Source organism: Streptomyces sp. NPDC088124 (assembly GCF_040685895.1).
GTDB lineage: Bacteria > Actinomycetota > Actinomycetes > Streptomycetales > Streptomycetaceae > Streptomyces.
In genome coordinates, this window is sequence record NZ_JBFBJB010000028.1 from 23286 (window position 1) to 45916 (window position 22631).

Annotated in this window: 17 protein-coding genes; all 17 read right to left on the bottom strand. The window is 71.4% G+C overall.

Annotated elements, in window-relative coordinates; all coding sequences use genetic code 11:
• Positions 1-18: 18 nt before the first annotated feature.
• The 17 genes from AB0P17_RS23330 to AB0P17_RS23410 all read right to left on the bottom strand — a co-directional run bounded on the left by AB0P17_RS23330 (position 19) and on the right by AB0P17_RS23410 (position 22628).
• Positions 19-1524 carry a bifunctional cytidylyltransferase/SDR family oxidoreductase gene (locus tag AB0P17_RS23330; protein ID WP_365813808.1) on the bottom strand — a complete coding sequence of 502 codons (1506 nt, stop codon included), beginning with the start codon at positions 1522-1524 and terminating at the stop codon, positions 19-21.
• 329 nt (positions 1525-1853) lie between these two features.
• Positions 1854-3290: a GTPase ObgE gene (gene obgE, locus AB0P17_RS23335; RefSeq protein ID WP_365813809.1), complete on the bottom strand. Its 1437-nt coding sequence runs from the start codon at positions 3288-3290 to the stop codon at positions 1854-1856.
• A 156-nt stretch (positions 3291-3446) separates the two neighbouring features.
• The gene (gene rpmA / locus AB0P17_RS23340; protein ID WP_365813810.1) at positions 3447-3701 is read right to left on the bottom strand and encodes a 50S ribosomal protein L27; all 255 of its coding nucleotides are present in this window, start codon (positions 3699-3701) and stop codon (positions 3447-3449) included.
• Between the two features lie 14 nt (positions 3702-3715).
• A complete protein-coding gene (gene rplU, locus AB0P17_RS23345; RefSeq protein WP_329827115.1) occupies positions 3716-4036 on the bottom strand; it encodes a 50S ribosomal protein L21 in 321 nt (106 codons plus the stop codon).
• A 262-nt stretch (positions 4037-4298) separates the two neighbouring features.
• Complete coding sequence (locus AB0P17_RS23350; RefSeq protein WP_365813811.1) at positions 4299-8432, bottom strand: Rne/Rng family ribonuclease; 4134 nt, start codon at positions 8430-8432, stop codon at positions 4299-4301.
• A 233-nt stretch (positions 8433-8665) separates the two neighbouring features.
• Positions 8666-9448 carry a TIGR03936 family radical SAM-associated protein gene (locus AB0P17_RS23355; protein ID WP_365813812.1) on the bottom strand — a complete coding sequence of 261 codons (783 nt, stop codon included), beginning with the start codon at positions 9446-9448 and terminating at the stop codon, positions 8666-8668.
• A gap of 108 nt (positions 9449-9556) precedes the next feature.
• Positions 9557-10732 carry a hypothetical protein gene (locus tag AB0P17_RS23360; protein ID WP_365813813.1) on the bottom strand — a complete coding sequence of 392 codons (1176 nt, stop codon included), beginning with the start codon at positions 10730-10732 and terminating at the stop codon, positions 9557-9559.
• Between the two features lie 15 nt (positions 10733-10747).
• Positions 10748-11281: a GNAT family N-acetyltransferase gene (locus AB0P17_RS23365; RefSeq protein WP_365813814.1), complete on the bottom strand. Its 534-nt coding sequence runs from the start codon at positions 11279-11281 to the stop codon at positions 10748-10750.
• A 118-nt stretch (positions 11282-11399) separates the two neighbouring features.
• Entirely contained in the window at positions 11400-13325 is a 1926-nt protein-coding gene (locus tag AB0P17_RS23370; RefSeq protein ID WP_365813815.1) for a TIGR03960 family B12-binding radical SAM protein, read from the bottom strand.
• Positions 13326-13455: 130 nt separating this feature from the next.
• The gene (locus AB0P17_RS23375; protein WP_365813816.1) at positions 13456-15042 is read right to left on the bottom strand and encodes a CYTH and CHAD domain-containing protein; all 1587 of its coding nucleotides are present in this window, start codon (positions 15040-15042) and stop codon (positions 13456-13458) included.
• A 63-nt stretch (positions 15043-15105) separates the two neighbouring features.
• Positions 15106-16305 (bottom strand): rod shape-determining protein RodA, encoded by a 1200-nt coding sequence (gene rodA, locus AB0P17_RS23380; protein WP_365813817.1) that lies wholly within the window; start codon positions 16303-16305, stop codon positions 15106-15108.
• A 3-nt stretch (positions 16306-16308) separates the two neighbouring features.
• Positions 16309-18483: a penicillin-binding protein 2 gene (gene mrdA, locus AB0P17_RS23385; RefSeq protein ID WP_365813818.1), complete on the bottom strand. Its 2175-nt coding sequence runs from the start codon at positions 18481-18483 to the stop codon at positions 16309-16311.
• Positions 18484-18562: 79 nt separating this feature from the next.
• Positions 18563-19231 carry a rod shape-determining protein MreD gene (gene mreD / locus AB0P17_RS23390; protein WP_365813819.1) on the bottom strand — a complete coding sequence of 223 codons (669 nt, stop codon included), beginning with the start codon at positions 19229-19231 and terminating at the stop codon, positions 18563-18565.
• An 11-nt stretch (positions 19232-19242) separates the two neighbouring features.
• Entirely contained in the window at positions 19243-20325 is a 1083-nt protein-coding gene (mreC, locus tag AB0P17_RS23395; RefSeq protein WP_365813820.1) for a rod shape-determining protein MreC, read from the bottom strand.
• Positions 20326-20493: 168 nt separating this feature from the next.
• Positions 20494-21513 (bottom strand): rod shape-determining protein, encoded by a 1020-nt coding sequence (locus tag AB0P17_RS23400; RefSeq protein ID WP_329827104.1) that lies wholly within the window; start codon positions 21511-21513, stop codon positions 20494-20496.
• Between the two features lie 248 nt (positions 21514-21761).
• Entirely contained in the window at positions 21762-22175 is a 414-nt protein-coding gene (gene ndk, locus AB0P17_RS23405; RefSeq protein ID WP_365813822.1) for a nucleoside-diphosphate kinase, read from the bottom strand.
• Positions 22176-22274: 99 nt separating this feature from the next.
• Positions 22275-22628, bottom strand: coding sequence for a DUF4233 domain-containing protein (locus AB0P17_RS23410; protein WP_365813823.1), 354 nt, complete (start codon positions 22626-22628; stop codon positions 22275-22277).
• Between the last annotated feature and the right edge of the window lie 3 nt (positions 22629-22631).

Sequence of the window (22631 nt, forward strand, 5' to 3'; positions counted from 1 at the left end):
AAAGATTGTCAAGAAGTATTACACATCTTCCTGACGGTCCAGTACGGCGGCGAGCGCCTGCTCGAAGTCGGATGTCTCCGAGGCGCCGCGCGTCGGGTCCTGCTGGCGTACGTCGATCACATGGCCGGTCAGCTCGGAGAGCAGCACGTCGAGGGAGGTCTTCGCGACCGCCTCGGAGGAGAGCAGCGAGCCCTCCGGCTCCTGGCCGAACGCCTTGGTGCGCATGGGGGTGGCGGTCCGCTCCGGGTTCACGCAGTTGACCCGGATCCCCTCGCCCGCCCACTCGTCGGAGAGCGCCTGGGTCAGATTGACCATGGCGGCCTTCGTGGACGAGTACAGGCTGTACTCGGCTCGGCCCCGGGTGTAGCTGCTGGAGGTGTAGAGCATCAGCTGGCCCTTGGTCTCCGCCAGGTACTTGTACGAGGCGCGCGCGATCTGCACCGGCGCCAGGTAGTTGACGTTCAGCGCCTCCTGGATCGTGGTGTTGTCCGTCTCGGCCAGCTTGCCGATGCGCAGCACACCCGCGGTGTTGATCACGTAGTCGATCCGGCCGGTCTCGCCGTAGGCCCGGGAGAGCGCGTCGTCCACGTGCTCCGGGTTCTCCACGTGCGTACCGGTGGTGGAGCGGCCCAGCGCGTACACCGTGGCGCCGTACGACTCGGCGAGCTGGGCGATGTCGGCGCCGATGCCGTACGAACCGCCGAAGACGACGAGCGTCTTGCCGGTGAGCAGCTCACGGTAGGAGTCCTCGGACGGCTGCTCGGGCGCGCTCGCGGAGGCGAGCTGGAAGAGCTTGTCGGCGATGAAGACGTCGACCGGCTGCGTCACCTTCATGTTGTACTCGTCGCCCGCCACGACGTAGATCGGCACGTCCGGCAGGTACTTGAGCACGACGGAACAGTCGTCGGTGGCCTGGAAGTTGGGGTCGCTCGCCGCGACCTCGTACGCCGTGCGGATCGTGGAGAGCTTGAACGCTTGCGGGGTCTGGCCGCGGCGCAGCCGGGACCGGTCGGGGACGTCCGTGATGAACTCGCCGTCGCCGCCGTGCGTACGGGTCACGATGATCGTGTCCGCGGACGGGATGGCCACGTCCACCGCCTGGTAACGCTCCAGCGCGTCCACGCAGTCCTTGATCACGCGCTGCGAGAGCAGCGGCCGCACCGCGTCGTGGAAGAGCACGTTACGGTCCTCGCCCGGCGCCAGCCCCTCGCCCAGCGCGGCGATGGCGCGCTCGGTGGTCTCGTTGCGCGTCGTGCCGCCCTCGATGACCCGGGTGACCTTGGTCAGCCCGGCCTTCGCGACGATCTTCTCCACGTCGGGCACATAGCCGGGGGCCATCAGCACGATCACGTCGTCGATCGAGTCGCTCTGCTCGAAGATCCACAGGGTGTGCTCGATGACCGCCTTCCCCGCGATCTTCAGCAACTGCTTCGGGATCGACAGGCCCACACGCTGACCGGTACCGCCCGCCAGGACGACAGCGGTGGTGCGGGGCTTCGCGGGCGACGCGGAAGTTGCAGACACAGGACAGACCTACCTTGCGGGCTCAGAGGATGTAGCGATGGTCCCACCCGCGGCAATCGTCGTGCAAGGTGGAGCACAGGCGCCCGCCACCGGCCCGCAACCCCTGATTCACCTGGGAGGACAGGTGCGTCCGCGGTGCGTGGCCGACAGGTGTACGTGAAGGAGACCACAAAAGATTCACGTCGGAGCACGGGGGCTCACAGATGAGAGGGGTACGGAGCGGGGGCGCCGATCGCCGCCGATCACCGCGGGCGGCCGCCTCCGGCGGAGACGGCCGCCCCTCGGAAGGTCCGGGAGGCCGGGAAAGCCGACCAGAAGGACCGGGAGGGTCAGAAGGGCTTGAACTCCTCGTACTCCCGCTGCGCCTCGTCGCGCTCGGCCTCGCGGTCCCGGCGCCGCTGCGCCGCCGGACGCGGCTCCTCCAGGCGGTGGTCCTCGCCGCGGCGGCCCAGCATCTCGGCGCCGGCCATCATCGTGGGCTCCCAGTCGAAGACGACCGCGTCGTCCTCGTCGCCGATGGCGACCCCGTCGCCCGCCCGCGCGCCGGCCTTCATCAGCTCGTCCTCGACACCGAGCCGGTTCAGCCGGTCCGCGAGGTAGCCCACGGCCTCGTCGTTGCTGAAGTCGGTCTGGCGGACCCAGCGTTCGGGCTTGTCGCCGCGCACCCGGTAGATGCCGTCCTCCTCCAGGATGACGGTGAAACCGGCGTCGTCGACGGCCCTCGGACGGATGACGATCCGGGTCGCCTCCTCCTTCGGCTTCTCGGCGCGCGCCGTGGCGATGATCTCCGCGAGCGCGAAGGACAGCTCCTTGAGCCCCAGGTGCGCCACGGCCGACACCTCGAAGACGCGGTAGCCGCGCGCTTCGAGATCGGGCCTGATCATCTCGGCGAGGTCCTTGCCGTCCGGGATGTCGACCTTGTTGAGGACGACGACGCGCGGCCGGTCGCCGAGGCCGCCGTACTGCGCGAGTTCCGCCTCGATGACATCGAGGTCGGTGACCGGGTCGCGGTCCGACTCCAGCGTCGCCGTGTCCAGGACATGGACGAGTACGGAGCAGCGCTCGACGTGGCGCAGGAACTCCAGGCCGAGACCCCGGCCCTGGCTGGCTCCCGGGATCAGCCCGGGGACGTCCGCGATGGTGTAGACGGTCGAACCGGCGGTGACCACGCCCAGGTTGGGGACGAGCGTCGTGAACGGGTAGTCCGCGATCTTCGGCTTGGCGGCGGAGAGCACCGAGATCAGCGAGGACTTGCCCGCGCTCGGGTAGCCGACGAGCGCCACGTCCGCGACCGTCTTCAGCTCCAGGACGATGTCGCCGCCGCGGCCGGGCTCGCCGAGCAGCGCGAAGCCGGGGGCCTTGCGGCGGGCCGAGGCCAGCGCCGCGTTGCCGAGGCCGCCGCGGCCGCCGTCGGCGGCGACGAAGGTGGTGCCCTCACCGACGAGGTCGGCGAGGACGTTGCCCCGCTTGTCGAGCACGACGGTGCCGTCGGGCACCGGCAGCACCAGGTCCTGGCCGTCCTTGCCGGAGCGGTTGCCGCCCTCGCCGGGCTTGCCGTTGGTGGCCTTGCGGTGCGGCGAGTGGTGGTAGTCGAGCAGCGTCGTCACCGACTGGTCGACGACGAGGACGACATCGCCGCCCCGGCCGCCGTTGCCGCCGTCGGGGCCGCCGAGCGGCTTGAACTTCTCACGGTGTACGGAGGCGCAGCCGTGGCCTCCGTTACCCGCGGCGACGTGCAGCTCGACGCGGTCCACGAAGGTGGTCATGGGGATTGCCTCCAGTACATACGGAATTGTCTTACCTGTAACGCGCGAAAGGCGGACCCGCTTCCCGTCTCCGGGAAGTGAGGTCCGCCCTCGCGAAGAACCGTTCTACAGGCGCCCTGCCTGCCCGCCGGTACCGGGAGAGGTACCGAGGGGTTACTAGGCGGCGGGAACGATGTTGACGACCTTGCGGCCACGGTGGGTGCCGAACTCCACCGCGCCGGGGTTCAGCGCGAACAGCGTGTCGTCGCCGCCACGGCCGACGCCGGTGCCCGGGTGGAAGTGCGTGCCGCGCTGGCGGACCAGGATCTCACCGGCGCTGACGAGCTGACCGCCGAAGCGCTTCACGCCGAGCCGCTGAGCATTGGAGTCGCGCCCGTTCCGAGTGGACGATGCGCCCTTCTTGTGTGCCATGTCTCCTCAGTCCCTTACTTCGCAGCCGCGGGGATACCGGTGACCTTGATCGCCGTGTACTGCTGGCGGTGACCCTGGCGGCGGCGGTAACCCGTCTTGTTCTTGTAGCGAAGGATGTCGATCTTCGCGCCCTTGTGGTGGTCCACGATCTCGGCCTGAACCTTGATGCCGTCCAGCACCCACGGGTCGCTGGTGACCGCGTCACCGTCGACCACGAGCAGCGTCTTGAGTTCGACGGTGTCGCCGACCTTGCCGGTGGAAATCTTGTCAACCTCAACGATGTCGCCGACAGCAACCTTGTGCTGGCGACCACCGCTGCGCACGATGGCGTACACGCGGAACTCACTCTCGCTCGGAACGGAACCCCTGAAGCCAGCCGCCCGCACGGGCCGGGGCCCGTGGCAGTCCTGACAGGACGAGCGGCCTCCCCCGGAGATCCGGGAGGTGGGTGCTCAGAGGTGGGCGCGCATAGGAACACACCGAAGGTTTAGAGTACGGGGCCCCTGTACAGGGGGTCAAACCGGCTCCCCCCGTGCCGCACCGGCGCCCCGTGCCGCACCGCCCGGGGAGGGCGGCGCGGCACGGGGACCGCGCGGATCAGTCCTCGGTGGAGGCCGTGACGCCGACGGGCGCCGTCTGCTCCGCCGCGGCGGTCTTCTTCGACGTCTTGGCCGCGGTCTTCGCGGTCTTGGCCGTGTTGGTCGTCTTGGTTGCCGACTTCTTGGCCGTCGTCTTCTTCGCGACGGTCTTCTTCGCCGTCGTCTTCTTGGCGGCCGCCTTCTTCGCCGGGGCCTTCTTGGCCGCCGTCTTACGGACCGCCTTCTTGGCCGGCGCGGGCGCCTCGGCCCCGGCCGCCGGTTCCGGCGCCGCTTCGGCCTCGGCCTCGGCGGGCGCCTCGGCCTTCGCCGGAGCGTCCACGACGACGATCGCAGCCTCGTCCGCGCCCGACGGCGAACCGGCGGGGGCGGTGACCTTACGGGTCGCCCTGCGGCGCGCCCGCGGCGGCGCCGCCACCGGCGCCTCCTCGGCGACCGGCTCCGCGGCCGGCTCGGCGACCGGCTCCGCGGGGGCCGGCTCGGCCTCCGGGGTCACGGGGACGACCACCTCGGCCGCCGCCTCCGCGTCGGCCACCTTCGGCGAACCGGCCGGAGCCGACGCCTTACGGGTGGCGCGGCGGCGCGGGCGCCCCTGAGGAGCCGCGTCCGCGACGGGCGCCTCAACGGCCTCCACGGGCGCCTCGGCCACCGGGGCCGCCTCGGTCTCGGGGGCCTCAGGGGCCACCGGAACCTCGGGGGCGACTGGAGCCTCAGGGGCCACAGTGCGTGCCTCCGGCTCCGCCGCCCGGGGCGCGCCGGCCGGGGCGGACGCCTTGCGCGACGCACGGCGCCGCGAACGGCCCCGTACGGCGGCCTCGGCCTCCGCGACGCTGCTGTACAGCTCCTCGTCCGGGACGAACTCGGGCCCGGCGAGCGCGACCGGAACCGCCACCTCCGCCGCGAGCTCGGCCTCCGACTCGGTCCCGGCTTCGGCTTCGGCGGACTCCGCCGCCGTACCCGTCACCTCGTGGTCGTGCTCGTGGTCGTGGTCCGCACCGGCACCGCCGCGACCGCGCTTCTTGGCCCGCTTGCCGTTGCCGCCGCCACCGGCGGCCACCGGCTGCTCCATGTGGACGATCACACCGCGGCCGTTGCAGTGGACACAGGTCTCGGAGAAGGACTCCAGCAGACCCTGGCCCACCCGCTTGCGGGTCATCTGCACCAGGCCCAGCGAGGTGACCTCGGCGACCTGGTGCTTCGTACGGTCACGGCCCAGGCACTCCAGCAGACGCCGCAGCACCAGGTCCCGGTTGGACTCCAGCACCATGTCGATGAAGTCGATGACGACGATGCCGCCGAGGTCGCGCAGCCGGAGCTGGCGGACGATCTCCTCGGCCGCCTCCAGGTTGTTCCTGGTGACGGTCTCCTCCAGGTTGCCGCCCTGGCCGGTGAACTTCCCGGTGTTGACGTCGACCACGATCATGGCCTCGGTCTTGTCGATGACCAGCGAGCCGCCGCTCGGCAGCCAGACCTTGCGGTCCAGCGCCTTCATGAGCTGCTCGTCGATGCGGTACGTCGCGAAGACGTCCACCTCGCTGGTCCAGCGCGACAGCCGGTCGGAGAGATCCGGCGCGACGTGCGCGACATAGCCGCTGATCGTCTGCCACGCGTCGGCGCCGCTGACGATGACCTTCGAGAAGTCCTCGTTGAAGATGTCGCGGACCACCCGGACGGTCATGTCGGGCTCGCCGTAGAGCAGCGTCGGGGCGTTGCCGCTCTTCGACTTCTTCTTGATGTCCTCCCACTGCGCCTGCAGCCGCTCGACGTCACGGCGCAGCTCGTCCTCGCTGGCGCCCTCGGCGGCCGTACGGACGATGACGCCCGCGTCCTCGGGGACGATCTTCTTGAGGATGGTCTTCAGCCGGGCGCGCTCGGTGTCCGGGAGCTTGCGGCTGATGCCGGTCATCGACCCCTCGGGCACGTACACGAGGTAGCGGCCCGGCAGCGAGACCTGGCTGGTCAGGCGGGCGCCCTTGTGACCGATCGGGTCCTTCGTCACCTGGACGAGCACCGACTGGCCGGACTTGAGGGCGGTCTCGATCCGGCGCGGGCCGTTGGCCATGCCCAGCGCCTCGAAGTTGACCTCACCGGCGTACAGGACGGCGTTGCGTCCCTTGCCGATGTCGACGAAGGCGGCCTCCATGGACGGCAGTACGTTCTGCACCTTGCCCAGGTAGACGTTGCCGACGTAGCTGGTCGCCTGCTCCTTGTTGACGTAGTGCTCGACCAGGACGTTGTCCTCCAGGACACCGATCTGGGTGCGCTCGCCGTGCTGGCGGACGACCATCACGCGCTCGACGGCCTCACGGCGGGCGAGGAACTCCGCCTCCGTGATGATCGGCACGCGGCGGCGGCCCTGCTCGCGCCCCTCGCGGCGGCGCTGCTTCTTGGCCTCCAGACGGGTCGAGCCCTTGATGGACTGGACCTCGTCGGCGCCGGTGCCGGGCTCGCGCCCGTCGTCCTTCGTCCGGCGTTCGCGCGGCTCGCGGACCTTGACGACCGTACGCTCCGGGTCGTCACCGCCTCCGGCACCCTGCTCGGCGTCGGAACCGCCGTCGGCGCTCCGGCGCCGCCTGCGCCGACGCCGTCGGCTGCTGGAGGAACCGCCGCCCGAGGACGCCTCGTGGTCGTCCTGCTCGCCGTCGTCGAACACGTCGGCGCCGTCCTGGCCGCTCTGGTCGCCGTCCTCCTCGTCGGTGTGCTCGGCAGCGGTCTCCTCCCGCTGCTCGTCCGTGCTGTCCTCACTGTCGGCGGCCTCACCGCGGCGACGGCGACGGCCACCCCGGCGGCGGCGCCGCGAGGGACGGTCCCCGTACTCGTCCGACTCGTCGACGGACTCGGCGGACTCCGCGGAGTCGGCCGCCTCATCGCCGGAGGCCTCGTCGTCGGTCTCGCTCGCGGACTCCCCGACGGGCGCGCGCGGCGTCTCCGGCGCGGCCTCGGCGGCCGGCTCCGCGGCCTCGCCACGGCGACGGCGCCTGCTCCGGCGGCCCGACGGCTCGGGCGCGGCGACCGGCTCGGGCGCGGTGGCGGTGGCCTCCTCGTCCTCGTCCGGTTCGTCCACGGCGTCGATCCGCCCACCGGCGGCCGCCGCCGCGGCGGCGGTCTCGGGGGTCTGGAACATCGGCTCGGTGAAGACGGGCGCCTGGAAGACGGCCACCGCGGGCCGCGCGGTACGGCGGCGCGAGGCGCGCTCGGGCTCACGCTGTACGGGCTTCTCGACAGCGGGCTGGTCGGCGGCGGGCTTCTCGGCAGCGGGACTCTCAGCCACAGGCTGCTCGGCGGCGGGCTCGGGCGCGGCGGCCGGTGCGGTGGCCCTGCGGCGCGTACGGCCCCGGGTGGCGGCCTTCTCCGCTGCCTGGACCTCGGGCTCGTCGGCGGCGATCCGGGCGACCGTGTCCCCCGGCAGGCTCTCGCCGCCAGCGTCGGTGCCGTTCCCGTCCTGGGCCGTCCCGGCCTCCGGCGAACCGGCGGGCGCGGTGGCCCTGCGGGTGGCGCGCCGGCGGGGACGCGCGGCGGGCGCGGGCTCCTCGGCCGGGGCCGGTGCGACGGCGGCGCCGTCGGCGGGCGCGGGGGTCTCCTCGACGACGGCCGTCTCGACCGGCTCCGTGGTGGTCTCGGGCGCCGTGACCTTACGGGTGGCACGGCGGCGGGCGCGCGGCGGCGCGGCGGGCTCCTCGGCAGCAGCCTCATCCGCCACAACAGCCTCGGCCACCGGCTCGGCGACCGGCTCCGGCGCGGCGGTCTTCCGGGTGGCGCGACGGCGGGCGCGCGGCGGCGCGGCGGGCTCCTCGGCAGCAGCCTCATCCGCCACAACAGCCTCGGCCACCGGCTCGGCGACCGGCTCCGGCGTGGCCGTCTTGCGGGTGGCGCGACGGCGGGCGCGCGGCGGCGCCGCCTCCTCGACCGGAGCGTCCGGGGTCACGGACTCGGCGGCCGGTATGGCCGGCGCGACGGTCTCCGCGACGCTCGTCGCAGCGGTGTCCGACGCGGCGGTGCCTTCGGCCGCGGTGGGCGGCCCCGCCGGGCGCGACGCGGCCCGGCGCCTGCGGCGCGGCGGCAGCGTGTCGCTGGGCGAGTTGTTCTCTTCGTTGTTGGTGTCCCCGGGGGTACCGGGTTCGGTGGACTCGAGCATGCGGGCGGTTCTCCCGTCACGCTCCCGGGCGCCACGCCTGGTTCCGGTCCGGCCGCGGCCCGCGCTGTGCGCGATGCGCCGCCGTCCGGGGCGCGGGCGCCGCACGGGAGCTGTTATGTCTGGGTCGCCGGTTCCGTACGCGATGTACGTACGGCCTGGCGAAAGTCTTCTGGTCAGTACGCCGCCCGACCCAGGTGGCTCCCGAGTCCCAGGGCTGCGCTACAACGACCGCCTTACGCGGAACCTGCACCTTCCGGCGCCGTCGCGGCGGCGGGTCCGGCGGCCATGGGTGCGGCGGGCCGGGCTGCCTCGCGGTCGGGCGCGAGCGGGTCGGTCACCGTGCCGGACTCCTCGTCGAAGAGCCCCTGCGCCAGCCTGGTCACCGCTGCGGGGACCGGCGGCGCCAGGTCGGCCACAGCTCGGAGACCGGACAGGACGTCGTCGGGTCGTACGGCAGGTGTCACGTGCCGAACCACCAGCCGCAGTATCGCACAGGGCCCGTCCCCCGGCCTATCAGGCTGTGGACGAGCCACCTCCAGGCCGGCCACGGCGGCCCGTGCGTCGAAGGTCCGCAGACCGTTCTTCGCACGGCGTTCCACCTCGACGGTGCCTGCGGCGAGGAAGGCGGAGACGGCGTCTTCCGCCTCCTCCTCGGTCACGCCGTCCAGCCGCAGCTCCCACACGGAGGCGGTCAGCCGGTCGGCGAGTCCCGAGGTACGGGCCTCGACGGCGTCGATGATGTCAAGACCCGCCGGCAGCGACTCGTCGAGCAGCTCACGCAGCTTGTCGGGGTCGCGCGCCTCCACCAGGGCGATCTCCAGGAACTCGGCCTCGCTGCCCGTGCCGGTGGGTGCGGCATTGGCGTACGACACCTTCGGGTGCGGGGTGAACCCCGCCGAGTACGCCATGGGCACCTCGGCACGGCGCAGCGCCCGCTCGAAGGCGCGCTGGAAGTCTCGGTGGCTGGTGAACCGGAGGCGGCCGCGCTTGGTGTAGCGCAGTCGGATGCGCTGCACCGCCGGTGCGGGAGGCGGGCCTTCGGGCTGTCGCTTGCCCAGTGGTTCTTCTCCTCGGTGCGAGCGGTACGCGGTGACGCGCCGCCCATGGACGTGACTTCGGCGGGATCACCCCGAGTCCCGGACCCTCCCCACGCTGTGCGGGGAGATCTCGGGTGCGGGCGCCGCGCCGGGGACGATCGTTGTACTACCCAGAGTACGCGCCCGGTGCTCCGGCGGTTCCACAGGCCGCGACACCCGAACCCCGCCCACCAGCACACGCCACGCCTCCCGGCGCGCGGCACGGACGGTTTCCACCGCCTCCCGGAAGGCGCGGCGCACGCTCCTGCCCACCGCGGCCGCGGCCGTCCTGGCCGGGACCCAGACGCTGTCGCGCGCCCAGTGCCCGACCGGGGTGCAGATCCGCCGGTAGGTCCAGCTCGCCGGTCGCCCCACGAGCTGCCACGCGAGCCATCCGAGCCCCCGCCAGGCGGCGCGCGAAAGGTGTCCGGCGACCCGCCAGGCGACGCCGAACGCGGCCCCGATCTCCCGCCCGACCGGGGCGAGGATCCTGCGGTACACCCAGATCACGGGGGTCACCACCAGGAACAGCAGCAGCCACATCAGCGCGGCGAGCAGAGCCCGTCCGGTCGCGGCGGCGCCGCGCAGGAGGACGGCCGACAGCCGGGCGATCCCCTCCCCCAGCGGCGTAAGCAGCCGCCGGTACACCCACGCGGCGGGCCGCGCGAGCCCGTACGTCAGCGCGGGCACTGCCACGTACCGCCACAGCGCCGCCCACGGCCACACGAACAGCGCCTTTCCCAGCCACCCCAGCGAGACGCCCAGGCCGTGGCCGAGCGGGGTGAGCAAGGTCTCGTACAGCCAACGGATCCCGTGGCCGAGCGGGGTGAGCAGCCGGCGGTAGCTCCACACCGCCGGCACCACCACCCCGAACCGCACCACCGGCACCACGGTCCACTGCCACACCGCCGTCACCAGCCACCCCACCGCGACCGCGACACCCCACGCGGCCGGGGCGAGCACCGAGGCGTACAGCCAGGAGAGCGCCCCGCCCAGCGGGCGCAGCACGATCCGGTCGAGACCGCGCGCGACGGCGACGAGGACGTCCCACACCATCCGTACGGGCACGACGACCACCAGCACGACGACGCGCACCGGGATCCTGACGACCATGGCGAGGCGCCCGGCGCTTTCCACGCCTTTCACGCCTTTCACGCCTTCCGTGGCCTCCGCGCCTGTCCTGGCTTCCGGGCCGGGCTCGTGGCCGGGCTTGTCCAGCTTCATGCCGCTCAGGACGCCTCAGCCGTCCGTTCGGATCCAGAACCGGAGCTTTCCCCCGCGCTCGTCCTCCAGCCTCCCGCCGGCCGACTCGATCACCTTGCGCGAGGCGGTGTTGGTGGTGTCGCACGTGACGAGGACCGGGTCGACGCCGAGCGCGCGGGCGACCGGCAGCGCGGCGAGCAGCATGGCCGTCGCGTGTCCCTGCCGGCGGGCGGTGGGGCGTACGGCGTAGCCGATGTGGCCGCCGATCTCGCGCAGGAACGGGTTGAGCCGGTGGCGGATGCTGAGGCGGCCGAGGAAGGTGTCGCCGTCGACGTACCAGAGGGTGGTGCTCGGCACCCAGCCCGCGATGCGCGGGGTCTCCTCCAGCGGCTCGGCGTTCAGCCGCGCGCAGTAGGCGGCGAAGACGTCCGGCCGGTGCCAGCTCCCCGCGTACCGCTCCATCTCGTGGACGAGCAGTGACCGTTCGCCCTCGTCCTCCTCGACGAACTCCTTCATGGCGTCGAGGAAGGAGGCGTGGACGCGGACGTCGGGTGCGATGAACTCCGGCATCGCCCCATTGTGCCGTCGGCACACGCGGACCCGGCCAGGGTTTTCGTCCCCGGCCGGGTCCGTGTCGTTCACCGTGCCGTGCGGCTCACCCGCCCGGGCGGCTCACCTGCCCGTGCGTTCACTTGACCACGGTCAGCGGCAGCAGCTTCTTGCCGGTCGGGCCGATCTGGATCTCCGTGTCCATCTGCGGGCAGACCCCGCAGTCGAAGCACGGCGTCCAGCGGCAGTCCTCGACCTCGGTCTCGTCCAGCGAGTCCTGCCAGTCCTCCCAGAGCCAGTCCTTGTCGAGCCCCGAGTCCAGGTGGTCCCAGGGCAGGACCTCCTCGTAGGTGCGCTCGCGCGTCGTGTACCAGTCGACGTCCACGCCGGACTCCGGCAGCGTCTTGTCCGCGCACGCGATCCAGCGGTCGTACGAGAAGTGCTCACGCCAGCCGTCGAACCGGCCGCCGTCCTCGTACACCGCCCGGATGACCGCGCCGACGCGGCGGTCGCCGCGGGAGAGCAGGCCCTCGACGATGCCGGGCTTGCCGTCGTGGTAGCGGAAGCCGATCGAGCGGCCGTACTTCTTGTCACCGCGGATCTTGTCGCGCAGCTTGACCAGCCGGGCGTCGGTCTCCTCGGCGCTGAGCTGCGGCGCCCACTGGAACGGGGTGTGCGGCTTGGGGACGAAGCCGCCGATGGAGACGGTGCAGCGGATGTCGTTCTGGCCGGAGACCCGGCGCCCCTCGGCGATGACATTGACGGCCATGTCGCCGATCTGGAGGACATCCTCGTCGGTCTCGGTGGGCAGTCCGCACATGAAGTACAGCTTCACCTGGCGCCAGCCGTTGCCGTACGCCGTGGAGACCGTACGGATCAGGTCCTCCTCCGAGACCATCTTGTTGATGACCTTGCGCAGCCGCTCGGAGCCGCCCTCGGGGGCGAAGGTCAGGCCCGACCTGCGGCCGTTCCTGGTCAGCTCGTTGGCCAGGTCGACGTTGAACGCGTCGACGCGGGTGGAGGGCAGCGAGAGCCCGATCTTGTCGGCCTCGTAGCGGTCCGCGAGGCCCTTGGCGACGTCCGCGATCTCGCTGTGGTCGGCGGAGGAGAGGGAGAGCAGTCCGACCTCCTCGAAGCCGGTGGCCTTCAGCCCCTTGTCGACCATCTCGCCGATGCCGGTGATGGAGCGCTCGCGCACCGGACGGGTGATCATGCCGGCCTGGCAGAAGCGGCAGCCGCGGGTGCAGCCGCGGAAGATCTCCACGGACATCCGCTCGTGCACGGTCTCGGCGAGCGGCACCAGCGGCTGCTTGGGGTACGGCCACTCGTCGAGGTCCATGACGGTGTGCTTGGAGACCCGCCACGGGACACCGGAGCGGTTCGGTACGACGCGGCCGATGCGGCCGTCCGGGAGGTACTCGACGTCGTAGAAGCCCGGTACGTAGACACCGCCGGTCCGCGCGAGCCGGAAGAGGAGCTCCTCGCGGCCGCCGGGGCGGTCCTCGGCCTTCCAGGCGCGGATGATCTCGGTGATCTCCAGGACCGCCTGCTCGCCGTCGCCGATGACCGCGCAGTCGATGAACTCCGCGATCGGCTCGGGGTTGAAGGCCGCGTGGCCGCCCGCGAGCACGATGGGGTGGTCGACGGTACGGTCCTTCGCGGCCAGCGGGATCCCGGCCAGGTCGAGGGCGGTGAGCATGTTCGTGTAGCCCAGCTCCGTGGAGAAGCTCAGCCCGAAGACGTCGAACGCGGAGACGGGGCGGTGCGCGTCGACGGTGAACTGCGGCACCCCGTGCTCGCGCATCAGCGCTTCGAGGTCCGGCCAGACGCTGTAGGTGCGCTCGGCGAGGACGCGCTCGCGCTCGTTCAGCACCTCGTACAGGATCATGACGCCCTGGTTGGGCAGTCCGACCTCGTACGCGTCCGGGTACATCAGCGCCCAGCGGACATCGGTGTCGTCCCACTCCTTGACGGTGGAGTTGAGCTCACCCCCGACGTACTGGATCGGCTTCTGCACATGCGGGAGCAGAGCTTCGAGCTGCGGGAAGACCGATGTGACAGGCATCACGGAATCTTTCGTGGGCTGACAGGTGTGGACCGGCAGGAGGGGGCGGACAGGGGCGGCCTCCCAGCCTAACGCGGCCGGAAGCACCCTCCGCTCGCCCACCCGGGCGGCCGTCCTGCCGGAGCCCGGCTCAGCGGCCCAGCCGGGCGCGGAGTGCCGGTTCCGACGCCTCCGCCCACACCTGCGGCAGCTCGCGCTCCCGCCGGTCGGCCAGCGCCTCCTCCTGCCCGTACAGCAGCCCCCAGGCGAACGCGGACTCGCCCGCCGCGTGCGCCCGGACCGCGAGATCGCGCAGCACCTCGCGGGCCACGACGCTGTCCTGGTGGTCGCCGAGGAGCGTCTGTACGGCCTTGATCCGCCGTACGAACCGTTTGGCGGGCTTCCCCAGGGCGGGGGTGGCCGCCTCCGCCGCGTACCGGGCCCGTTTGGCGGCCTTGCGGGCGTTGTGCAGCGCCAGGTCGCGTTCCGGTCCCCGCGGCAGCGCGAACGCGGCCTCGATCCGGGCCGCGAGGCGGTCGTACGCCCGGTTGATCCGCTCCGGCAGCGCCTTCTCCGGCGCCTTCGCCGCGCCCGGCCGCAGGGGCGGGGCCGCGAGCAGCGCGTCGAGGGTGGCGAGGAGGGTCAGATAGCGCTCGCTGTCGAGTACGGCGACGGTCCTGGCCCGGGAGCCGGTGCGTCCGCCGGCCGTCCAGATCCGCAGCCGGGCGCGGACCGGCCCGAGCAGCAGGGTGCCGGGCACGGCGTCGACGCGGGCGGCCAGCCGCTCGCTCAGGACCTCGTGGTCGCGGTCGACGCCCAGCTCCGCGGCGAGCCACTTCAGCTCCTCGCCGACGGGGTCGGTGACGGCCCGGTCGAGGACCGTGCGGTACGTGCGGAACGCGGAGCGCAGCCGGCGGGTGGCGACGCGGAGCTGGTGGACGGAGTCCGGCAGGTCGCGGCGGACGGCGGGGTCCTGCGCGACGATCGCGGTGACCTGGTCGCGCAGATAGCCGAGGACGTGGTCCCCGGCGGTGACCGGCGCGGCCGGGGGCCCGGCCCCCGCCGCCCGTCCGCCCGTCGCGAGCGCCCTGCCGAGTTTCGAGGCGGCGGTGGACGGGCGCAGTCCCGCCTTGCGGAGCTTCTTCTCGACGGCGTCGAGGACGGCGGGGTCCGCGCCGTCGGCCAGCTCCACCTCGACCTCGGTCCAGGTGGTGGCGGCGGGCTCGCGGCCGGTTCCGGGCAGGCGCCGGGCCCGTACGGTGTCGACGGCGACCTCGGCGAGCGGCGCGCCGTCCGCGTCGAGCAGCACGGTCACCGCGCGTGCGGTGCGCAGCCGTACGACGGGGATCAGCTCGGCGTCCCGGACGCGGGAGCGGACGAGCCCGGCGAGCTCGGGCGGGAGGGTCTCGGAGAGCGGCGCCCTGATCTCGTCGCGGATGCCGGCGGCGACGGGGAATTTCAGGTGCCAGCCCGCGTCGTCGCCGCCGGTTCTGTGGCGCAGGGTGAGGGCGTCGGCGTAGAGCCGCAGGCCGGGGGTGTCGTAGTAGACGGCGTCGAGGTCCTGGACGCCGTGGTCGCGGGCGGTGGCGACGCCTCGGGCGCGGGTGAGGTCCGGGAGTACGGACGCCCCCTCGGCGTCCTGGCCCGCCGGGCCCGCGTCGGTGTCCGGGGGCTCCGCGTGGTCCGGCCGCTCGGGGAGTTCGTACTTTCGCTCGATCTCGCGCTTGCTGTCCGCCATGTACCGAATTTAGCCGTCAGGGGTGCCTTCGGGCACCCCCACGACCGGACCGGGCGGCTCGGGTCATGCCGTTATGGGCCGCTGGACCCGGATGGACTGGAGCAGGCCGATCGCCATCCAGACGGCGAACATGGAGGTGCCTCCGTAGGACACGAAGGGCAGCGGCAGTCCGGCGACGGGCATGATGCCGAGCGTCATCCCGATGTTCTCGAAGGACTGGAAGGCGAACCAGGCGATGATCCCGGCGGCCACGACCGTCCCGTACAGCTCGGTCGTCTCGCGGGCGATCCGGCAGGCGCGCCAGAGGATCACACCGAGGAGGACGAGGATCAGCCCGGCGCCGAGGAAGCCCAGCTCCTCGCCCGCGACCGTGAAGACGAAGTCGGTCTGCTGTTCGGGGACGAACTGGCCGGTGGTCTGCGAGCCGTTGAAGAGCCCGGTGCCGGTGAGTCCGCCGGAGCCGATGGCGATGCGTGCCTGGTTGGTGTTGTAGCCGACGCCCGCCGGGTCCAGCTCGGGGTTGGCGAAGGCGGCGAAGCGGTTGATCTGGTACTCGTCCAGCACCCCGAGCGCGGCGACCGCGACGGCGCCGGCCACGCCCGCGCCGACCAGGCCGATGATCCACCGGTTGGAGGCGCCGGAGGCGAGCAGGACGCCGAGCACGATGACCGCCATGACCATCACCGAGCCGAGGTCCGGCATGAGCATGACGATGGCCATCGGCACCACCGCGAGGCCGAGGGATTTCGCGACGGTGCGGTGGTCCGGATGGAGCTGGTCCCCCGCGTCCACCCGTTCCGCGAGCATCATCGCCATGCCCAGGATGATCGTGATCTTCACGAACTCGGAGGGCTGGAGGGTGAAGCCGCCGCCGATCACGATCCACGAGTGGGCACCGTTGATGGTCGCGCCGAGCGGGGTGAGGACCAGCAGGACCAGCGCCACGGAGAGCGCGTACAGCACGGGGACCGCGCCGCGCAGGGTGCGGTGCCCGAGCCAGATCGTGCCGATCATCAGGGCGACCCCGATGCCGGCGTTGAGGAGGTGACGGAAGAGGAAGTAGTACGGGTCGCCCTGGTTGAGCTGGGTCCGGTTGCGGGTCGCGGACCAGACCAGCAGGGAGCCGAGGACCGACAGGGCGAGCGCGGAGAAGAGCAGCGGCCAGTCGAGCCGCCGCACCATCGAGTCACGGGCCGAGAGCTTCGCCCAGGTCCCGCGCTCCGGCCCGTAACCGGAGACGGAGAAGCCGCTTGTACCGGCCATCGCTCAGTCCCTCCGGCCCGGCGCGGCGGGCGGTCCCGCCAGCGCCTGTTCGTCGGCCGGGAGTTCGGGCTCCGGCTCGTACGGCGCGACCTTCGGGGCGTCGATCGAGCCGTCCGGCTGGATCGTCGGCAGTGCGGTGCGCGGGGTGGGCATGAGCGCCTTCGTGAGGTTCTGATCGCCCTTCTCGTTCAGTCCGTACATCGCCTCGTAGATCTTCCGGACGGCCGGCCCGGAGGCTCCGGACCCCGTACCACCCTGGGCGATCGTCATGACGATCGTGTAGTCCTCGGTGTACGAGGCGAACCACGAGGTCGTCTGCTTGCCGTAGACCTCGGCCGTACCCGTCTTGGCGTGCATCGGGATCTTGTCCTGCGGCCAGCCGCCGAACCGCCAGGCGGCGGAGCCGCGGGTCGCGACGCCCGCGAGGGCCTCGTCGATCTCGTCGCGTGTCTTCTTGTTCATGGGCAGCTTGCCGTGCGACTTCGGCGCGATCTCCTCGACATGCTTGCCGTCGGGGCTGATGACGGCCTTGCCGACGGTGGGGTCGTAGAGGGTGCCGCCGTTGGCGATGGCCGAGTAGATGGTGGCCATCTGGATCGGGGTGACGAGCGTGTCTCCCTGTCCGATCGAGTAGTTGACGGAGTCACCGGCGCGCATCAGGTTGCCTTCGAGGCAGCCTTCGTAGGCGATTTGCTCGACGTAGGTGCCGCCCTTCTTGCCCTGCTTGCACCAGCCTGCCTTGTTGGCCTCCCAGAACTTCTGCTTCCACTGGCGGTCCGGGACCCGTCCGCTGACCTCGTTGGGGAGGTCGATGCCGGTCTCCTTGCCGAGGCCGAACTGGTGGGCGGTCTTGTAGAACCAGTCGTTGGCGTTCTTCTTCGGCTTGGTGCCGCCGTCCTTCTGCCACTCCTTGTGGGCGAGGCCGTAGTACACGGTGTCGCAGGAGACCTCCAGGGCCCGGCCGATGGTGATCGCGCCGTACCCCTTGGACTCGAAGTTCTTGAAGACCTGGCTGCCGACGCTGTACGAGCTGGGGCACGGGTAGTTGCCGTTGAAGGGGTAGCCCGCGTTGACGGCGGCGGTCGACGACACGACCTTGAAGATCGAGCCGGGGGCGGCCTGGCCCTGGATCGCGCGGTTCAGCAGCGGGAAGTTGGAGTCCTTGCCGGTGAGCCGCTCGTAGTCCTTGACGGAGATGCCGCCGACCCAGGCGTTGGGGTCGTACGTCGGCTGGGAGGCCATCGCGACGACCCGGCCGGTCTTGGCCTCCATGACGACGACAGCGCCGGAGTCGGCCTTGTAGTTCTCGTTGGTGTTGCGGTCCATCTCCTTGCGGGCGGCCTTCATCGCCTCGTTCAGCTCGTACTCGGCGACGGCCTGGACGCGGGCGTCTATCGAGGTGACGACATTGGCGCCGGGTTCGGCCCGGTCGCTCCGCGCCTGGCCGATGACCCGGCCGAGGTTGTCGACCTCGTACCGGGTGACACCGGCCTTGCCGCGCAGCTGCTTGTCGTACGTGCGCTCCAGCCCGGAGCGGCCGACCTGGTCGGAACGGAGGTACGGCGAGGCGGTGTTCCGCGCCTTGGTGATCTCCTCGTCGGTGACGGGCGAGAGGTAGCCGAGGACCTGGGCGGTGTTGGCGAGTCCCGGCGCGGGGTAGCGGCGCACGGCGGTGGGCTCCGCGGTGATGCCGGGGAAGTCCTCGGCGCGCTCGCGGATCTGGAGCGCCTGCTGGGTGGTGGCCTTGTCGGTGACGGGGATCGGCTGGTAGGGCGAACCGTTCCAGCAGGGCTTGGGGGTCTTCGCGTCGCAGAGCCGGACCTTGTCCATGACGTCCTGCGGCTTCATGTCGAGGACTTCGGCGAGGGCGGCCAGGACGCCCTTGCCGTCGTCCGTCATCTTCATCATCTCGGTGCGGCTGACGGAGACGACGAGGCGGGTCTCGTTGTCCGCGAGCGGGACCCCGCGCGTGTCGAGGATCGAGCCGCGGACGGCGGGCTGGATGACCTGCTGGACGTGGTTGTTCTTGGCCTCGTCCGTGTACTCCTGGCCGTTGCGGACCTGGAGGTACCAGAGCCGGCCGCCGAGGGTGAGCAGGAGCGAGAAGACGAGGACCTGGATGATGACGAGCCTGATCTGGACCCGGGGGGTCCGCCCGGTCTCCGGGATATTGCTCACTGCGACCCCCCACGGGCGCGACGGACGGTGCGGGCGCTACGGGCGGTGCGGGCCCTGCGGATGAACGGTGCTGTCGCTGTCACAGCCGCTTGACCCCCTTGATCCGTCCGGCTCGCGCCGCGCGGTTACGGGCGCTGCGCAGCCGCAGTCCGCCGCGCTGGCCGCCGATGCGCAGCCCGGTGCCGGAGGTGGCCCAGCCGGAGGCCATGTCGCCGGCCCCGCTGTCCCGGGACTCCGCGAGCGGGTCGTTGTCGGCGCGTCTGGCGAGCGCCATGACGAGCGGGACGACGAACGGGGCGAGCAGCAGGTCGTAGATCGCGGCGGTGAGGATCAGCCCGCCGAGGCCGACATGGCGGGCGGCGGTGTCACCGACGAGGGCGCCGACGCCCGCGTACAGCAGGGTGGAGCAGATCGCCGCGGCGACGACCGCGGTCATCGGGGCGAGCGCCGAGCGGATCTGGCCCTTCTCGGGGCGCACCAGTCCGGCCGCGTAGCCGATGACGCAGAGGACGAGGGCGTACCGTCCGGCGGCGTGGTCGGCGGGCGGCGCGAGGTCGGAGAGCAGACCGGCGCCGAAGCCGATGAACGCGCCGCCGACGTGCCCGTACACGAAGGCCAGGGCGAGGACGACGAGGAGCATCAGGTCGGGTACGGCGCCAGGGAGCTGGAGCCGGGCGAGGACGGAGACCTGAACGACGAGGGCGACCACGACCAGGGTGGTCGAGAGCAGAATCCGGTTGAAGCGCATGGGGATCAGCCCTACTCCTGGTCGTCTGCCGCTTGGCCGTTGCCGTTGCCCGTGTCACCCGCGTCGGGATCGGGGGCGGCGTCGGGATTGGCGCCGGGGGTGGCTCCGGTGATGGGGGTGGCGTTCCCGTTGACGTCGAGATTGCCGTCGGCCTCGGCGTTGACGTCCATGTTCGCGTCGCCCTCCGGCGAGGGGGTGACCGTCACGGTGACGGTGGGCGTCGGGACGGGCTTGGACTTGGGCGGCAGCACCGTGTCCCGCGGGTCCTCGCGGGGCGCCTCGACGACGACGCCGACGATGTCCAGCTTGGTGAAGCCGACGAAGGGCCGCACCGAGAGCGTACGGGTGAGGTCGCCGCCGGAGGGGTCGACGCGGACGACCTCGCCGACCGGCACGCCGGGCACGAACGGCTTGTCCTTGCTGGATCCGAAGGTGACGAGACGGTCGCCCTTGCGGATCTTCGCCTTGCCGTTGAGCAGTTGTACGGAGAGCGGCCGGTCGCCCTGGCCGGTGGCGAAGCCGAGTTCGTCGGAGCCCTCCATCCGGGTGCCGACGGTGAACCCGGGGTCGTTGGCGAGCAGGACGGTGGCGGTGTTCGGGCCGACGGTGGTGACCCGGCCGACCAGGCCGTCACCGTTGAGTACGGTCATGTCGCGTGCGATGCCGTCGTCCCGGCCCATGTCGATGGTGACCGTCCAGGAGAAGCCCTGGGCCGCTCCTATGGCGATGACCTGGGCGCCCTTGATGCCGTACTGTCCCGCGCCGGCCCGCTGGAGCATCTTGTCCAGCTCGCGGACCTGGCTGCGGTTGCGGGCGTCGCTGCCGAGCCGCTGCTTCAGCTCGGTGTTCTCCCGTTCCAGGGCGGCGATCCGGGTGTGCCGCGAGCCGGAGTCCCGCACGGCTCCTATGGCGTTGCCCACCGGGTTCACCGCCGCCGCGACACCGTTCTCCACCGGACCGAACACCGTGGCGGCGGCCTGGCGCGCGCCGTCGACGGGGGAATCCTCACCGCCGCGGATGTCCACCGTGATCAAAGCGAACGCGATGGCGATCAGCAGCACCAAGAGCAGACGGCTCTCTCGTGTGTCCCTCACGTGCGGCGGCCGTGCCTTCCTCGTAGGAATTGGGTGGTATCTGTCGGTCGGTGGCGCGTGGATGTCGGTGTACGACTGCGTATCTCTGCGTATCTCAACGAATGGCCGGAATCAACGATCCGCCGGACGGGAGGTCCTGCACCCGTTCGGCGGATCGTGGCGGTTCCGTCACCGGCGGGGCTGAGCGTCCAGTACCTGCTGGAGCGCCTCGAACTCCTCGACACACTTGCCGGATCCCAGCGCGACGGAGTCCAGCGGATCCTCCGCGATGTGGATCGGCATGCCGGTCTCCCGGCGCAGCCGCTCGTCGAGACCGCGCAGCAGGGCGCCGCCACCGGTGAGCACGATCCCGCGGTCCATCACATCGCCGGACAGCTCGGGCGGGCACTTGTCGAGCGTCGTCTTCACGGCGTCGACGATCGCGTTGACCGGCTCCTCGATGGCCTTGCGGACCTCGGCAGCGGAGATGACGACGGTCTTCGGCAGGCCGGAGACCAGGTCACGGCCGCGGATCTCGGTGTGCTCGTCCTTGTCGAGGTCGTACGCGGACCCGATGGTGATCTTGATGCTCTCGGCGGTCCGCTCACCGAGGAGAAGCGAGTACTCCTTCTTGATGTGCTGGATGATCGCGTTGTCCAGCTCGTCACCGGCGACGCGGATGGACTGCGCCGTGACGATTCCGCCGAGCGAGATGACGGCGACCTCGGTGGTGCCGCCACCGATGTCGACGACCATGTTGCCGGTCGCCTCGTGGACGGGGAGTCCCGAGCCGATGGCCGCGGCCATCGGCTCCTCGATGATGTGCACCTGCCGCGCGCCCGCCTGCGTGGACGCCTCGATGACCGCGCGGCGCTCGACCCCGGTGATGCCCGAGGGCACGCAGACGACGACGCGCGGGCGGGCCAGGTAGCGGCGCTTGTGGATCTTGAGGATGAAGTAGCGCAGCATGCGCTCGGTGATCTCGAAGTCGGCGATCACGCCGTCCTTCAGCGGCCGGACGGCAACGATGTTGCCCGGTGTCCGGCCGATCATCTTCTTGGCTTCGGAGCCGACCGCGAGAATGCCGCCCGTGTTGGTGTTGATGGCGACCACGGACGGCTCGTTGAGTACGATCCCGCGGCCCCTGACGTACACCAGCGTGTTGGCGGTCCCGAGGTCGACAGCCATGTCACGGCCGATGAACGACATGTGGTTCCCCATGAGGATGCGTCTGGCCTTCCCAAGCGTTGACGGCTTATCAGGACGGCGAGGTGGGTGCTGTGGCGTGGAGGCTTCCATCGTAGTGCCGTCGGAGCGACGGCGGCGCGCTGGCCCACCTCTGTAACGGTGACGAATTGTCGGAGCGACTCGTTCCCGGAAGTGGCCTGGATATACCCAAAGGCGACCGAATTCCTTCGGTCGCCCCAGGTCGTCAGCGCCGTTTGGCTGACACCCGGTCAGGAAAGACCCGGGAAAAAGATCTTCAGTTCCCGAATGGCGGACTCCTCGGAGTCCGAGGCGTGGATCAGGTTCTCCCGGACGATGGTCCCGAAGTCCCCCCGGATGGACCCAGGAGCCGCGGCGATCGGGTCAGTGGGACCGGAGAGCGCGCGGACCCCCTCGATGACCCGCTCGCCCTCGACGACGAGCGCGACGACGGGGCCCGACGCCATGAACGCGACCAGCGGCTCGTAGAACGGCTTGCCCTTGTGCTCGCCGTAGTGCTGCTCCAGCGTGTCCTGGTCGAGCGTGCGCAGCTCCAGCGCGATCAGGGTCCAGTCCGCCTTGCGCTCGATCCGGCCGATGATCTCGCCGACGAGATGACGGCGTACGGCGTCGGGCTTGAGCAGGACGAGCGTGCGCTGGCTCACAGTACGGGCTCCTTCTGTGGGAATGCGGGGTGCCGGAATCCCGGCCTCGCGGGCCGGATCCCAGGTCCTCAGAGGCTACAGGGCACCCCGCACCACCGGTTACGCAGCGTCAGCCTCTGCTGATGCCTGCGCGGCCCAGCGGGCCTTCGCCTCGTCGATCACCCGGCCGTAGTGCACCGAGGCCCACCACAGCGCCGCGAACAGCACCCCCAGCACGAACATCGCCGGGACCACGAAACCGCTCGCGACCAGGCCCACCTGGAGCGCCCAGCCGAGCTGGACCCCGCCGGGGCGGGTGATCATCCCGCAGAGCAGCAGCGAGAACAGCATGGCGATGCCGCAGACCGTCCAGACCGTCCCCACCGACAGGTCGTCCGACTTCATGGCGACCAGGCCGGCGAACCCGATCACGAAGAACTCACCGATCAACGTCGACGCGCAGAGTGTTCGCAACGA